13 protein-coding genes and 4 tRNA genes are annotated in these 14353 nt (G+C 45.2%); 4 read left to right on the top strand and 13 right to left on the bottom strand.

Going from position 1 to position 14353, the window contains the following annotated elements:
- The first annotated feature begins 49 nt into the window (after positions 1-49).
- Both NI468_RS02870 and NI468_RS02865 read left to right on the top strand, forming a co-directional pair.
- Positions 50-1855, top strand: a complete 1806-nt coding sequence (locus NI468_RS02870; protein ID WP_253099786.1) for a DUF2157 domain-containing protein — start codon at positions 50-52, stop codon at positions 1853-1855.
- Entirely contained in the window at positions 1855-2421 is a 567-nt protein-coding gene (locus NI468_RS02865) for a GDYXXLXY domain-containing protein (RefSeq protein ID WP_243474440.1), read from the top strand. Before NI468_RS02870 ends, NI468_RS02865 begins: the two co-directional genes overlap by 1 nt.
- Before the next feature lie 68 nt (positions 2422-2489).
- Here NI468_RS02865 and panD read toward each other — a convergent pair whose 3' ends face one another.
- From panD to NI468_RS02810, 11 genes are all read right to left on the bottom strand, one after another.
- A complete protein-coding gene (panD, locus tag NI468_RS02860) occupies positions 2490-2870 on the bottom strand; it encodes an aspartate 1-decarboxylase (RefSeq protein WP_005265888.1) in 381 nt (126 codons plus the stop codon).
- A gap of 144 nt (positions 2871-3014) precedes the next feature.
- A complete protein-coding gene (pth, locus tag NI468_RS02855) occupies positions 3015-3596 on the bottom strand; it encodes an aminoacyl-tRNA hydrolase (RefSeq protein WP_004645783.1) in 582 nt (193 codons plus the stop codon).
- 18 nt (positions 3597-3614) lie between these two features.
- A complete protein-coding gene (gene rplY / locus NI468_RS02850; protein WP_004645781.1) occupies positions 3615-3911 on the bottom strand; it encodes a 50S ribosomal protein L25 in 297 nt (98 codons plus the stop codon).
- 98 nt (positions 3912-4009) lie between these two features.
- A complete protein-coding gene (locus tag NI468_RS02845) occupies positions 4010-4963 on the bottom strand; it encodes a ribose-phosphate pyrophosphokinase (protein WP_005103975.1) in 954 nt (317 codons plus the stop codon).
- A 36-nt stretch (positions 4964-4999) separates the two neighbouring features.
- Positions 5000-5074: transfer RNA gene (locus tag NI468_RS02840), tRNA-Gln, on the bottom strand.
- Between the two features lie 92 nt (positions 5075-5166).
- Positions 5167-5241 (bottom strand) — tRNA-Gln (locus NI468_RS02835).
- A gap of 18 nt (positions 5242-5259) precedes the next feature.
- A tRNA-Gln gene (locus NI468_RS02830) sits at positions 5260-5334 on the bottom strand.
- 26 nt (positions 5335-5360) lie between these two features.
- Positions 5361-5435, bottom strand: a tRNA-Gln gene (locus NI468_RS02825).
- A gap of 2 nt (positions 5436-5437) precedes the next feature.
- Positions 5438-6265 (bottom strand): 4-(cytidine 5'-diphospho)-2-C-methyl-D-erythritol kinase, encoded by an 828-nt coding sequence (gene ispE, locus NI468_RS02820; protein WP_086044936.1) that lies wholly within the window; start codon positions 6263-6265, stop codon positions 5438-5440.
- A 21-nt stretch (positions 6266-6286) separates the two neighbouring features.
- Entirely contained in the window at positions 6287-6865 is a 579-nt protein-coding gene (lolB, locus tag NI468_RS02815) for a lipoprotein insertase outer membrane protein LolB (RefSeq protein ID WP_004645779.1), read from the bottom strand.
- Positions 6866-6872: 7 nt separating this feature from the next.
- Complete coding sequence (locus tag NI468_RS02810) at positions 6873-8585, bottom strand: tetratricopeptide repeat protein (RefSeq protein ID WP_253099784.1); 1713 nt, start codon at positions 8583-8585, stop codon at positions 6873-6875.
- A gap of 79 nt (positions 8586-8664) precedes the next feature.
- Between NI468_RS02810 and hemA the strand changes: the two genes are divergently transcribed.
- Entirely contained in the window at positions 8665-9954 is a 1290-nt protein-coding gene (hemA, locus tag NI468_RS02805) for a glutamyl-tRNA reductase (RefSeq protein ID WP_253099781.1), read from the top strand.
- Between the two features lie 139 nt (positions 9955-10093).
- Here hemA and NI468_RS02800 read toward each other — a convergent pair whose 3' ends face one another.
- Both NI468_RS02800 and NI468_RS02795 read right to left on the bottom strand, forming a co-directional pair.
- Positions 10094-12016: a DNA primase gene (locus NI468_RS02800; protein WP_253099777.1), complete on the bottom strand. Its 1923-nt coding sequence runs from the start codon at positions 12014-12016 to the stop codon at positions 10094-10096.
- A gap of 226 nt (positions 12017-12242) precedes the next feature.
- Positions 12243-13208, bottom strand: a complete 966-nt coding sequence (locus NI468_RS02795; protein WP_153566840.1) for an outer membrane protein assembly factor BamD — start codon at positions 13206-13208, stop codon at positions 12243-12245.
- A 71-nt stretch (positions 13209-13279) separates the two neighbouring features.
- Here NI468_RS02795 and rluD point away from each other — a divergent pair, with 71 nt between their 5' ends.
- Positions 13280-14332: a 23S rRNA pseudouridine(1911/1915/1917) synthase RluD gene (rluD, locus tag NI468_RS02790; protein WP_253099761.1), complete on the top strand. Its 1053-nt coding sequence runs from the start codon at positions 13280-13282 to the stop codon at positions 14330-14332.
- Positions 14333-14353 lie beyond the last annotated feature (21 nt).

The following is a 14353-nucleotide window of genomic DNA, read 5'->3' as shown; positions in this document are numbered from 1 at the left end:
TGCAAAAATCATGCTAAGGTGAAATCAAATAAAAATTGAACAGATTAGCATGTCCAGAACAGTACCATCGCCAGATCGTCCATTTTCCCCGCTGTTATTTATTCAACCTGCTGTGATTCAAATTCTTCAAATCATTGGGCTGGCGCTGATCGCTGTCAGTATCGTGTATCTGCTGGCAGCAAACTGGTGGATGTTGCCCAAATTTGTCCAGCTGTTTATTCCTCAAATTTTATTGCTGGGTTCAGCATTGCTGAGTGTGCGTTTCACTGCGCGGGAAAAGTTAAGACAAAGTCTGGATACTGTATCGGGTCTAATGCTGGGCTTAAGTCTGGCCGTGATTGGACAGATTTATCAGACTGGTGCTGACAGTTATCAGTTATTTCTGCTTTGGGCTTTGCTGTTGCTGCCTTGGCTGTATCGGCCGAATATTGGGATCTTTGCATTATTTTGTGTGGTCAGCCAGTTAGCACTCTATTTTTATTTTAAACAAAGCTTTTGGCTGGTGCGTGCTGAAACTCTTTATCTGCTCGGTCTGAATCTGTTGACCGGGCTAAGTATGATCTATGCCTTACGTTATTATCCGGTTTTGCGCTATCTGTTTATCGCTGTCGTGGTGCTTATTTCAGTAGTAAGTATGTTCCGGTTTATCGACTCGGATTCGATCTGGTATTTGGCTTCGGTGCTGGTTCTGCCTATTTTATTCAGTGTTTATTTCTATACCCGAAAGCAACAGCTTGAAACCAGTTTGCTTGTTGCAGGACTGGCCCTGAGTTTTAGTATTCTGATTTTTGATCTCACTGAGCAATATTTACAGGATTCTGCCGCTGGCTTATTGATACTAGCTTTGCTGATATTCAGCTGGTTCGCAGCTATTACAGGTCTGCTGATCAAGCTGTTGCCCAAGAGCCGGTTTTCGGTCATTCCATTGGCTCTGGGCGCGTGGATTGCTGGTGTGATCTTGGCCATGCTGTTGCTGACCTATTGGAAAAGTTTTTCGATTCTGATGGGAATCATTTTTATCGCAGTCGCCTGGTGGTTGATTCGTAGCAAGCCCTCAGTTTTTCTGCGGCAATTGGCTTATTGTTTATGGGTTTGCGGTCAGGCCGCGGTATTGATTCATACTCAATTACTCACAGAGAGTCTATTGCTAATCTGGCTGATACAAGTCGGCATTACGCTGCTGACTATCATGAGTCGTATGCATTGGCTGGTGGTGCTGTTGCAGTTGTTACTTGCACATATACTGGGAATTGCAGTTCTGGTCGACCAACATGCATTTTTTCAGGATCAGCGCCTGCTGACGTGGATCATGCTGCTGAATTACAGCATTCTGACAGGAGCTTTGCTTACTGCGAGATACTGGCTCGCTTCAGCTTATGCCAAAAGCATGAATTTATGGATGATTAGTATTTTGGTGGTGACGGCTATTTTTCAATGTTTACTGCAATTTGGTGTGGCTCAGCAATTGCAGCCACGCGGTATAGATGAAGCCATTATTTTCTATATTTTGCCAGCTTTCTGGCTATTGAGTTTTGTCTGGATTCATCTCAAGCAATTTTCACGAATTCAACTCTGGCTCATTCCTGCTGCGGGAATTCTGCTGATTGCATTGGGTTACTTTGAAATTTTTATCATTTTAGTGTTTATGGCTTGGGCCATGGTGAATCAACAACGATTGATGCAAGCCTTGACCATTTTGCTACTGATCTTCTGGTTATGGCTGCTGTATTACAATCTGGGACTAAGTTTTTTATTTAAAAGTGTCAGTATTTTTGCCTCAGGTGTGCTGGTGTTGCTTTTGGCTTATGTGTTGAGTTCACCGAAGTTCCAGCTGAAAGCAGGAGTGGTCTCATGATGAAAAAGTTTATGGCACTGCATCTTAGTATTTTTAGTATTGCTTTATTCGTAGGTTTAATTGTCCAGCATGAATGGCATCTGGCCAAAAGCGACGGTATCTTTGTCGAGTTGGCACCAGTCGATCCGCGTTCGATCCTGCAAGGGGATTATATGGTACTGAACTATGATCTGCATTTTAGCGCAGTGGCAGCGGGGAATGGTTCCGAACAGCCTGTTTCTGACATAAAGATTGAAGATTTTAAAAATCAATCACATGTAATGAGTTATGTGCAGCTGGATCAGCAGCGCAGAGTTATTAAAACCAGTTTTGATCGAAGTGCACTCAATCAATCGGAACGTGTAGCCCGATTAATGCTGAAAAACCCACGCAATACTTTTGAGGCTTTGTATCCTGCTGCTAACAGTTTCATGTTCCCCGAGGGTCTGGAGCCTTGTTATCGTAACGCCAAATTTGCAGAGCTGAAAGTGAAGGAAAATGGCAAGGCCTTGTTATTTGATTTGCTGGATCAACAATTAAAACCCTTAAACTGTGAAAGCTCTAAAAGCTGGCGAGAGGGCAGTTAAATAGGTCAATATTCCAGTATTAAAAAAGCCCGCAATGTGCGAGCTTTTGGGTATCTGGTCTGATCAGATTATGCGACTTGTACCGGAATACAGTTGGCAGTGTGGCTGACTGTATTGTTTGGGGTAGCATAAACCAAACGAGGCTGATGGGCATTCGCTTCAGCTTCAGTGAAATCGCCAAAGGTTGCAATAATCACGATATCACCTACATCGGCCTGATGCGCAGCACCACCATTCACTGAAATGATGCCTGAATTATCTTCGCCACGAATTGCATAAGTTGCAAAACGTTTACCATTGGTCACGTTCCACACATGAATTTCTTCGTATTCACGAATGCCAGCCAAATCCATCAAAACGCCATCAATTGCACATGAACCTTCATAGTGTAGTTCTGCATGTGTAACGTGAGCGCGGTGAATTTTGCATTTTAATAAACGAGATAGCATGGCTAGCGTCCCCTGAGTTGACCTAAGAGTTTGATCATTTGATTAAATCAATCTTGCTTGCTGTATGGTGAACAATCGAGCAAACGCATTTTGCGCTTAAATAAACTTTCTGGCAAGCGGAATTGTCCAGCAATTTTTGAACGTTTAGTTCGGCTTATATGCGTTGATTTGATTCATGGCTTGCTGTACTTCACCATTCACCAGCATTTTTGTGCGGGCGAGGGCATGAGAAATTGCATCATCCATTAAATTCTGTTCGCTGCTTGGTGCTTTACTGAGTACATGACCGGAAACACGGTCTTTGGCACCAGGATGGCCAATTCCAATACGCAGGCGATGGAAGTTTGAACCAATATGCGGCACGATATCGCGTAGACCATTATGACCACCGTGACCACCGCCAGTTTTCAGGCGAATGACACCAGGATTCATGTCCAGTTCATCATGGGCAATCAGGATCGATTCAGGTGCGATATTGTAGAATTTGGCGAAAGGAACAACACTTTTACCGGAAAGGTTCATAAAGGTTGTCGGTAGAAGAAGACGGACGTCTTGACCTTCGATATTGCCACGACCGCTAAATCCATTGAATTTTGGGTCTTTTTTGAGGGTAATGCCATATTGGTCTGCAAGGCGTTCTACAAACCAGAAGCCTGCATTATGGCGGGTTTGGGCATACTCAGAACCTGGGTTACCCAAACCAACAATCAGTGAAATATTTGACACTAATTACACCATTAACACTTATGCGCGTTTGAAGTCAGCGTGCATTGGTGTGTTTTTAGCTGGGTGACGTTGTAACGCTTGGATTTTCACGCTTTCAACTTTACCGTCTACATCAATTTCGATAACTTCTTCAAAGAATGAATTGTTTTCTAAGAATTTAACAAGCTGACGAAGCTCAACAGTAATTGCTACAGGAGCAGCTTCACCACCGTAGATGATTGCAGGAACTTTAGCTTGAAGACGAAGGCGGCGGCTCGCACCTTTCCCTTGAACTGCTTCTTCACGTGCTGCTGCGTTTAATACGAAGTTTGCCATGATAGACATCCTATTTAAGTTAAATGAACCAGACTTGCGACCAGTCTGGTGAGTAAAAGCCCTACCAAATGGCAGGGCTTTGAAAATTCAGCGCTCTATTATAGATAAGAATCGAACATTGCGCTAATAGATTCTTCGTTGTTAATACGACGAATCGTTTCGGCAACCATGCTGGCTACTGAAACCTGGCGAATCTTGCCCAGTGCTAAAGCTTCATCAGAAAGAGGAATGGTATCAGTCACAACCAGTTCATCAATTACAGAATTCTTTAAGTTTTCAAGCGCTTTACCAGAAAGTACTGGATGCGTTGCATATGCAACAACCTTGCGAGCACCGAAAGTTTTCAATGCATCAGCAGCTTTGCATAGCGTACCAGCAGTATCTACCATGTCATCAACGATGACACAATCACGATCTTTTACATCGCCAATCAAATGCATCACTTGTGATTCATTCGCTTTTTGACGACGCTTATCGATGATTGCAAGATCGATATCGCCCATTTGTTTCGCAACAGCACGTGCACGCACTACACCACCCACGTCAGGTGAAACCACCATCAGGTTGTGATGCGACTGTTGACGCAAGTCAGCAAGTAGCGCTGGTGTACCGTAGATGTTGTCTACAGGGATATCGAAGAAGCCTTGGATCTGGTCAGCGTGCAAGTCGATCATTACAACACGGTCAACGCCTACAGTAGTGAGCATGTCTGCTACAACTTTTGCAGTAATTGGAACACGTGCTGAACGTGGACGACGGTCTTGACGAGCATAACCAAAATAAGGAATCACGGCAGTAATACGACCCGCACTTGCACGACGCAAAGCATCAGCCATCACCAAGATTTCCATCAGGTTATCATTAGTTGGGGCACAAGTAGGTTGTACGATAAATACGTCTTTACCACGAACGTTTTCAGTAATCTCGACAGCAATTTCACCGTCAGAGAACTGACCTACAGAGGCAGCGCCTAGAGGAATATGTAAGTGACTTACGACTTTTTGAGCGAATTGTGGATGCGCAGATCCACTAAAAACGACAAGATTGGGCATGAAGCACCCTTGGCGGTTGGGATATATGGGAATAGATGGCAGGGGTAGCTGGATTCGAACCAACGGATGCCGAGATCAAAACCCGGTGCCTTACCACTTGGCGATACCCCTAATGCGGCAGAACTTTAATATTTTTGCGGTAAAGTGTCAAGGTAAATTAACAGTCTTACAGCAAATGAGTGTTCTGTCTTTTTTCGAGAAAATGGCAGGGGCGGCTGGATTCGAACCAACGGATGCCGAGATCAAAACCCGGTGCCTTACCACTTGGCGACGCCCCTAATTTGATGACTGTAAGATGGCAGGGGTAGCTGGATTCGAACCAACGGATGCCGAGATCAAAACCCGGTGCCTTACCACTTGGCGATACCCCTAATACAGTACATCTACAGGTGAAAAATGGCAGGGGTAGCTGGATTCGAACCAACGGATGCCGAGATCAAAACCCGGTGCCTTACCACTTGGCGATACCCCTATCTACACTTTAAACTGAACTAAAGGTGATTCTTGTAAACTGTTGACCAGGTAAGCTTTACATGGTGCATTTGCAAGAATATCTTCGATATTCAGATTTTCAGTGACTTCAATAAACACACAAGCACCTGTACCTGTAAGCTTTGCTTTTCCGAACTGGTCGAGATATTGCATTGCTTCATCGACTTCGAGATATAAGCTTCTTGCCAGTGGCTCAAAGTTATTTCCAAAATCAGATGGTGTTTCCTGATAGGCGCAAAATTTAGTGCTCTTCGTGTCTCTTGTCAATGCTTTTTGCGAAAAAAGCAGTTGAGTGCTGATAAAACAATCAGGTTTTAACACAATGAATTTTTTTTGATCTAAGTCTATGAATGTTAAGTGTTCACCAATGCCTTCAGCCCAGGCATTTTTACCATGCACAAATATCGGCACATCTGCACCCAGTTTAACCCCGAGATCTGCCAGTTGCTCAACATTTAAACCGCACTGCCAGAGCTGGTTTATCACAATCAGGGTCGTCGCTGCATTGGAAGACCCACCGCCAAGACCTGCACCCATCGGGATATTTTTTTCCAGACGAATTTTTAGTCCGCACGGCGTTTGGGCATAAGGCTTCAACAACTGTATCGCCCGATAGATTAGATTCTGTTGCAGATCGACGGAGGCCAGACCTTCAATCTGAATCGCATCATCGGCGCTTGGTTCAAACTCCAGCCAGTCATACAGGTCAATCAGCTGAAAAATACTTTGCAGCTCATGATAACCATTTTCACGGCGACCGGTGATATGTAAAAACAAATTCAGTTTAGCAGGCGAGGGAACACGAATCATCATGGGCTGGAATCAGGTCAATTAACGGTTTTCAATGATCATTGTAATACGGTTTTCTGCACCATTTCCAAGTGACTGCTTTAAAATCAAACGGTTTGGCATTTTGGCCTGCGCATTATAATTGAGATCGACCGTCCAGCCCTGTTCGATAATCTGGTTAATTCGCTGTGTATCATCTTTTTGTAATTTGGCAGTCGTGGTAGCAGGGCGGGCTTGTACCCAATCGACTAAATAACTGATCGGCGCTTGCCAGCCGGTTGCACGTTGCAGTAATTCTTCGGCACTGGCTGCCTGAATCACACCGGTTTTTGCGCTGTTTAAGGTCACTTGTCCCGGTGTGCCAGAAATCTGGGTTTTACCGACACCTAAGATACCGCTGAGCTCAATATCGAATTCTTCCTGCTGTTGTACCCAGGTAAAGAATGCGCTGCCAGTCTGTTGAGGGGTACGAACGCCAATTTTACCTTGCAGCTGAAATTGATTCTCTGCCTGTACAGACGGGGTGGCAGGCGCTTGAGGCTTGATCATCTGCTGACAGCCAGTTAAAAATAAAGCAGTGGCTGCAAAGGCACAGCAGCCCAATTGGCTCAAATTGCGCATAAATTAATTAACTCGTTTTGGTTTGTGGTGCTAACAATAGCGAATTAAGTTGTTTCAATTCTGGGTCATTTGGATGGTTTTGTTGTAATTGTTGTAACACTTGGTGGAATTGTTGTAGATCACCTTTCATGTACAAGGAACGGGCATAACGCACGCCAATCTTCACATTCGGATTCAACTGATAAGCTTTGTATAACACGTCCGCAGCTGTGGCGAAGTCATTCTGTAAATAACAGATATAACCATAGGTATCCAGAATCGATGCCTGTTCTGGTGCATATTCTAGTGCCTGTTCGACATAGCGGCGTGCTTCTTCGAGGCGACGGTTTTGCATCGCCAGGGTATAGGCATAGGCATTCAGATAGGTCGGACTGTTCGGTTCAATTTTAAGTAAAGTGCTGAGTAGTTCATCCAGCTTGACGCGATCCTGATGGGGATCCAGCAACAGAACTTGCGAATAGACCAGTTCAGGGTCATCCGGCAGGTTTTTGCTGGCTTCTTCCAACAGGCGAATCGCAGCTTTTTTATTCTGCATGCGCGTCAAAATATCCGCCTGAGCTAGATAGAGGAAGCTGGCATGTTGTGGATAATTCACCCTTTCCTGGGTTAAGAAACGCAGCGCATCATGCAGCTTATCCTGCTGGGCGAAAATCGAGATCATGTTGCGACGTGAGACGGTGTAAAGACTGCCATCGACCAGACGATAATAAGCTTTCGCCGTTTCATAATGCTGTTTGCGTTCTGCATTCACCGCCAAGTAATAATAGGCTTCGTTTTGATATTGCGCAGAATAACGCAGTTCGACCAGATATTTTTCGGCTTTCTCGTATTCTTCCAAGTCAATACTGGTCAGTCCGGCAATGAACAGGGCTTCTTCAGCAGTCGGCCATTTTTTTAGAATGTCTTGCAGTTTTTTCAGAGCCAAAGTCGCTTCGTTCAGCTTGACCAGATATTTGACTTCGGCCAGACGTACGTCCAGATTATTACGGTGTTTACGGCTGGATTTTTCATACCATTGCAGTGTCGCCTGAGTATCGCCGAGTGCATTGAGCAGATTGGCCTTCATCAGGATATAGCCGGTCGCATTCGGACGTTTTTTTAAGGCGCGGTTAACTGTATTTAAAGCCTGTTCAAGCTGACCATTTTGTGCTTCCAGACCGGCCACTAGCACCAGAATAGATGGATTGTCCTTGGCTTTAGTGGTGCTTAAGGCCTGAATCAGATAAGTACGATCCTCTGTGCCTTCTGGTGAAATTCCGGCGAGAATTTCTTCCAGATCGGCGCTATCATCAATTTGCAGAATTTTTTCTAAGGTCTCAGCGGCCAGCTCATATTCATGTGCTTTCAGGGCAATATGTGATAAATAAAATAAAGCGGGGACATCTTGCGGCTCTTGTACCACCCAGTGCGTGGAGATATCTAGTGCCGCCTGCAGATCATCATGTTCCAGCGCGACATTCAGCGCACGTTGCTTGACCGAAGTGGAATTGCTCTTGATCGCCAGCACCGTATAGTTGTGCAAAGCGGTCGGAATGTCATGTGCAGCGATGGCAAACTCAGCCATCATACTTTGTTTTATCGCATCATAATTTTGATTTGCATGGTAAACTGCTTCCGCTGCATAGAGATGCGCAGTCGAAGCCATGCTACCCACCAGTAGGAATGTGGTAGAATATTGCTTAATTGTAGGGCCGTTGATACGGCTAATTGTTTGACGCAATTTTTTATTGATCCAAGTAATGCTTTTTATGACACCGATGTTGCACAATAGCATAAATTTAGTGAAATGATGACCTGATATGTCTTTCTTTGCATTGGGTGTCAACCATCAAACTGCCTCTGTAGAACTGCGCGAACAGGTAGCTTTTAACCCTGAAAAGTTAAGTGCCATTCTTGCCGAGCAAAGCCAACACCCTGAACTGAACGACATGGTGGTGGTGTCTACATGTAACCGGACCGAAGTTTACGCCATGTCTGAAAATGCTGACATGGTGCTAAACTGGCTCGCCCAGAAAAATGGGGTGGATGTCAAACAATTGCAACATCATGTCTATCGTTATGAAAATGCCCAGGCAGTGACGCATCTGATGCGCGTCGCCAGTGGACTGGATTCACTGATGCTGGGTGAACCACAAATTCTGGGACAGGTCAAAACTGCACTTTCTCTGGCCAAAGACTCCCATACGGTGTCGCGCGATCTCAACCGGATTTTTGAATATGCTTTTTATGCCGCTAAACGCGTGCGTTCGGAAACGGCTGTCGGCAGTCATGCGGTCTCGATGGGCTATGCGGTGGCGCAACTGGCCTTGCAAGTATTTAGTCATCCGGACAAGCTGACCATTATGGTGGTAGCAGCCGGAGAGATGAACAGTCTGGTGGCCAAACACCTCGCAGAGATGGGGGTGGGCAAGATCATTATCTGTAACCGTACCCGTGAACGTGCGGATATTCTGGCACAGGAAATTGCACATCGGGTTGAGGTCGAAATTATAGATTTTGATCAGCTTGCAGAAAATCTGCATCGTGCCGATGTCATTTCCAGTTGTACCGGCAGTTTGCATCAGGTGATTCATTTTGCCGATGTGAAGGCTGCACTGAAAAAGCGCCGTTACCAGCAGATGCTACTGGTCGATCTGGCAGTACCGCGTGATATTGATGCCAAAGTAGAAAGCCTGGACGGGGTTTATCTATATGGCGTCGATGATCTGCAAAGTGTGATTGAGGAAAATCTGGCACAGCGCCGTCAGGCTGCGGTTGAAGCCGAAATCATGGTCAATCAGCTGGCTACAGAACTGATGACCCAGCAAAAGGTCAAACAGGCCGGGGCGACCATTCATGCTTACCGTGACCATGGTGAAACTTTACGTCAGGAAGAGTTAACGCTGGCAATGCAGCGTATTGCCAAGGGCGAAAAGGCGGAAACGGTACTGGCCGAGTTTTCACATCGTTTAACCCAAAAACTGTTGCATCCAACTTCTATTGTGCTGCGTGAGGCAGCCAAAGCGGAAGATCCTACCTATTTTGAGCTGTTACAGGAAGAACTGGGCAATGTAGTCGCGAAGCGTCGTAAATCCAGGCATTCGTTTTAATCAGCATGATGAGAAGCTTGGTTCTTTGCTGATTTGTACTTCAACATAAAACCCAGCCTGATTATTTGAGAAAATTATAAATAATAATGTGAGCTAGCAGTGACTTCATTGGATTCAAAAGAATCAATAATTTGAAAAATTAATCTTCTAACAGGGTCATTGAGCGTTTGCGGTCAATCTCATAAATCTGCATTTTCAGGTTTTTCATTTCTGCAATACTGTTAAATTTCTTGGATTTAATCTTGTTTTTTAAACACTGATATTGCAGCTTGGTTGAAAAATCAGCCGCGAGCTTATCGGCCTGTTCCGGCGATGAGGTGTAATCGCTGACATTGGCATGCTGCAGAATATGCTGCAGTTCATGATGATGGGCTGCGCAGGCACCGAGCACATAATAGATCGACAGTTCAGGATCATCCGGCAAGTCATCAAAAATCACATTCAGAATATTCAAAATCTTAAACAGCAACTGATCTTCCGCTACTAGCGCGCGCAGTGGTTCAAAATGAATATACAGATAAGGATGATTCATCAAGATCGCAATCACATATTCTTCAGCATCAATTTTGGTACTAAAGCTTAAAGATGCATCTGTATTGACCTTAGGTTGCCATTTACGATTAAAGCCTAGTTTTTCGCGGAAAAATTGCTGCAGCAGATAACGGAAGGAGCCGTGTTTGGGCAGTAATTCGGTCAGATTTTTTAGTTCACCCATAACCTGACTCTTGCCTTCTGGGGTGGTGATATCCTGATTTTGGGTCAGATGGGCAAACACGAAGTCCGACATCAACGGTGCCTGATCCAGCAAGCGTCTGAAGTTTTCTATCCCTTCACGGCGGATCAATGAATCTGGGTCATGGTCAGCGGGCAAAACAAAGAACTTCAGCTCTCGGCCATCATTCAGCAGGGGCAGGGCAATGTCCAAGGTACGGCGCGCTGCTTTTTGACCGGCAGCATCCCCATCAAAGGCAATGGTCAGCCGGTTGCTCTGCTTGAACAGAATATTCAGGTGGTCGGTATTACTCGCTGTGCCTAAAGTCGCCACTGCGCCATGAATGCCATATTGCTGAAGCGCAATCACATCCATATAGCCTTCGACCATCAGCCATTCTTGGGCTTTCTGTTTGCGGCCCTCATAGAGGCCGTACAGCAACTGGTTTTTATGGAAGACTTCAGAATCTGGCGAGTTGATGTATTTCGGCTTGATCTCGTCATTCAGGGCACGGCCGCCAAAGCCGACCACACGGCCCTTGGTATCACGGATCGGGAAAATGACCCGTTCACGCAGCAGGTCAAAGTCACGGCCACTGTCGCTGGTACGAATCAGACCAAGGAGTTTTAGGCCTTCAATATCCTGAGGAAAGGCTTTTTCCAGATGTTGCCAGTCTTCAGGCGCATAGCCTAAGCGCCAATAGGCTATGGTCTCTGCAGTTAGACCACGCTGCTTGAAGTATTGTTGAGCACTTGGGCTATTTGGGAGTTGGCGCTCATAGAACTGCGCGATATTTTCCAGCAGGTCGTAGAGGTTACCGTCTTGCTGAACTTCTGCCATCGGCAGGTGCTCAAAAGAAGCAAAAGGGTCACCATAAAAATCCTGTTCGGATGTCTGAAACTCTGCAAATGGGTCAAAGCTCGTCGTAGATACAGCATTATTATTTTCTGTTGGGGCGTTATTTTGTTGCGGCTGAGTTTGTGGTGCCGCTTGAGCAGGCACAATTTTGGGCTTGGCTGCTTCACGTTTATATTTTAATTTATTGGAATCGGTATTGTCTTTAGGCAGTTCGATGCCGGTCTGACTGGACAGGTCTTTCATCACTTCGACAAAATTACGGCTGCCAATATCCATTAAAAAACGAATGGCATTACCGTTGGCCTGACAGCCAAAACAGTGAAAATACTGTTTGTCACGATAGACGTGAAAAGACGGTGATTTTTCCTGATGAAAAGGGCAGCAGCCTGAATAGGTACGACCCGTTTTTTTTAGTTTTACGAATTGACCAATCACATCGACAATATCGGTGCGATCGAGAATCTGATCAATCGTATGTTGAGGAATGGCCATGGTCTGCTGAGCTTCTCGTGCTGGTATCTAAGGTCTAAATCACTGAAAAAATGAAAATAGTCTGTTTGGACATTGGAATATTTCAAGTTCCTTTGTATACCTTTTGCACGTTTTGTTCAAGCCTTGGCCGGACAACGCAAAAGGGCAAGTATGATACCTTGCCCTTGAGGAAAATGCACCTGTAAAGCGCTGTCTTATTTGCTGATGCTGCTGGCCTTATTTAGCTTTATTCAGCCGTTTTAGGACGATCCAGCAAACCAAATGAAATGCGATTGGTGATGCTGCGCTTTTCAGTTTCTGGCGTATCCGATTGTGCATCGGTGTCGGTTACAGTCTTGGCTTCTTTACCAAAAATACCCAGTGTCGCGCGGTTAAAGAAGCTGCCTTCACTACGCGCTGCACGCAGATTCACCGTACCATCTGATTTCACCAGATTCGGATAATTCAGCTTTAATACATCCACATATTGCTGAGAAGTCGCTTTATCACCTAGCTGAGCATAACCATAAGCAACCGTTGCCAGTGCTTCCGGAATCTGCGGAGTTTGAGGATAATGCTCAATCACCCACAAGCCACGTTCAACTGCTGCCAGATACGCCTTACGCTTGATGTTAAAACGTGCTGCGTTCATTTCATGCTCAGCCAGTTCCTGGCCGATAAACTGCATACGTTGTGCTGCATCGACTGCATAAGTGCTAGATGGATAGCGACGAATGAAATCAACAAAATTCTGGTAAGCCACTTTCAGGTAGCTGACATCACGATGCGACTGTTTCAGTGAGGTATAACGCAGCAGGCCGTTATAGTTCTGTTCCATATTGGCGACACCGCGTACATAGTAAGCATAGTCGACATTTGGATGTTGCGGGTTCAGACGGATAAAACGCTCTGCCAGTGCAACCGCACCTTCATAATCTTTTTGCTGGAATTTCACATACAACAGTTCAAGCTGCGCTTGCGGGGCATACTGACTGGTCGGGAAATAAGTTTCCAGCGCTTCTAACTGTTTTGCTGCATCGGTATATTGATTACGATCTAGCGCTTTCTGTGCTTTTTGGATATAAACCTGTTCGCTAGATTCCGGACCTTTATCCACGACTTCTTTTTTTGGATTACTGCTACAGCCTACCATTGCCGATGCAATGCCTAATGTCACAGCAAGCATTGTCATTTTATAATGTGGTAGCGACATAAAAATTCCTCTGTTAATACGGGCAATGAGCTACAATTGCACTATTAAACCACTTTTGTCTGAATGAGCAAATGAGTCAAGCACAATCTTCCAATTCTAATATCCCTGATACTGATTTCAATTTACTTGAAGATTCTGAGGATGCAGATAACCATACTTCAGAAGCAACTGCAACACGTTTATCGTTGCAATTTCAACTGGATGAAACTTATATCGGACAACGGATCGACCAGATTGCCGCGATGGTCTGGAGCGATTTTTCCCGAGAAAAATTAAAGCAATGGATTAAAGATGGCAATTTATTGGTGAATGGTCAACCGGTTAAGCCTAAATTTAAAAGTGATGGTTTTGAAACCCTGACTTTAAATGTCGAGCTTGAAGCGCAAACGCGCAGCCTGCCGGAAGATATTCCACTGGACATTATCTATGAAGATGATGACATTATAGTCATCAATAAACCTGTAGGCATGGTGGTGCATCCGGGTGCTGGCAATAGTTCTGGCACCTTGGTTAATGCTTTATTACATCACTATCCGAAATCGGCTGAACTGGCGCGTGCAGGTCTGGTACATCGTATCGATAAAGACACCAGTGGTCTGTTGGTCGTCGCGAAAAATCTGGAAGCACAGTTCTCTTTAAGCAAACAGCTTGAGAAAAAATCTGTATATCGCCTGTATGACTTGGTGGTTTACGGCAATATTATTGCTGGCGGTACCATTGATGAACCAATCAAACGTCATCCGGTAGATCGTGTGAAAATGACTGTACTTCCAGGCGGTAAAGACGCGGTGACGCATTACAATGTCAAAGAGCGTTTCCAGCATTTTACCCGTGTTCAAGCGCGTCTGGAAACTGGACGTACCCATCAGATTCGTGTGCATTTTAGCTATATCGGCTTTGGCTTGGTGGGCGATCAGGTGTATATGCCACGTGTCCGTATGCCTGCAGGTGCATCGCAATTATTAGATGATACTTTGCGTGGCTTCAAGCGTCAGGCCTTGCATGCAGCGAAACTTGGTCTGACCCATCCGCGTACCAAAGAGGAAATGACCTTTGAAGCGCCGTGGCCTGAAGACTTTGCCAATCTGGTGGAAGTGCTGCGTACTGAAAACAAAGCTTATTAATTTTAACTGAGTCAATGTCAG

Origin of the sequence: Acinetobacter lwoffii, assembly GCF_024129355.1 — a bacterium.
Taxonomy (GTDB): Bacteria; Pseudomonadota; Gammaproteobacteria; order Pseudomonadales; family Moraxellaceae; genus Acinetobacter; species Acinetobacter lwoffii_I.
Note: the sequence above shows the minus strand (reverse complement) of the source record. Positions and strands in the feature narration are given on the sequence as shown.

Excerpts from the sequence above, each read along its gene's own strand:
- NI468_RS02870 (WP_253099786.1), top strand. The coding sequence starts at position 50 with ATGTCCAGAACAGTACCATCGCCAGATCGTCCATTTTCCCCGCTGTTA.
- NI468_RS02865 (WP_243474440.1), top strand. The coding sequence starts at position 1,855 with ATGAAAAAGTTTATGGCACTGCATCTTAGTATTTTTAGTATTGCTTTA.
- panD (WP_005265888.1), bottom strand. The coding sequence starts at position 2,870 with ATGCTATCTCGTTTATTAAAATGCAAAATTCACCGCGCTCACGTTACA.
- rplY (WP_004645781.1), bottom strand. The coding sequence starts at position 3,911 with ATGGCAAACTTCGTATTAAACGCAGCAGCACGTGAAGAAGCAGTTCAA.
- NI468_RS02845 (WP_005103975.1), bottom strand. The coding sequence starts at position 4,963 with ATGCCCAATCTTGTCGTTTTTAGTGGATCTGCGCATCCACAATTCGCT.
- ispE (WP_086044936.1), bottom strand. The coding sequence starts at position 6,265 with ATGATTCGTGTTCCCTCGCCTGCTAAACTGAATTTGTTTTTACATATC.
- lolB (WP_004645779.1), bottom strand. The coding sequence starts at position 6,865 with ATGCGCAATTTGAGCCAATTGGGCTGCTGTGCCTTTGCAGCCACTGCT.
- hemA (WP_253099781.1), top strand. The coding sequence starts at position 8,665 with ATGTCTTTCTTTGCATTGGGTGTCAACCATCAAACTGCCTCTGTAGAA.
- NI468_RS02800 (WP_253099777.1), bottom strand. The coding sequence starts at position 12,016 with ATGGCCATTCCTCAACATACGATTGATCAGATTCTCGATCGCACCGAT.
- NI468_RS02795 (WP_153566840.1), bottom strand. The coding sequence starts at position 13,208 with ATGTCGCTACCACATTATAAAATGACAATGCTTGCTGTGACATTAGGC.
- rluD (WP_253099761.1), top strand. The coding sequence starts at position 13,280 with ATGAGTCAAGCACAATCTTCCAATTCTAATATCCCTGATACTGATTTC.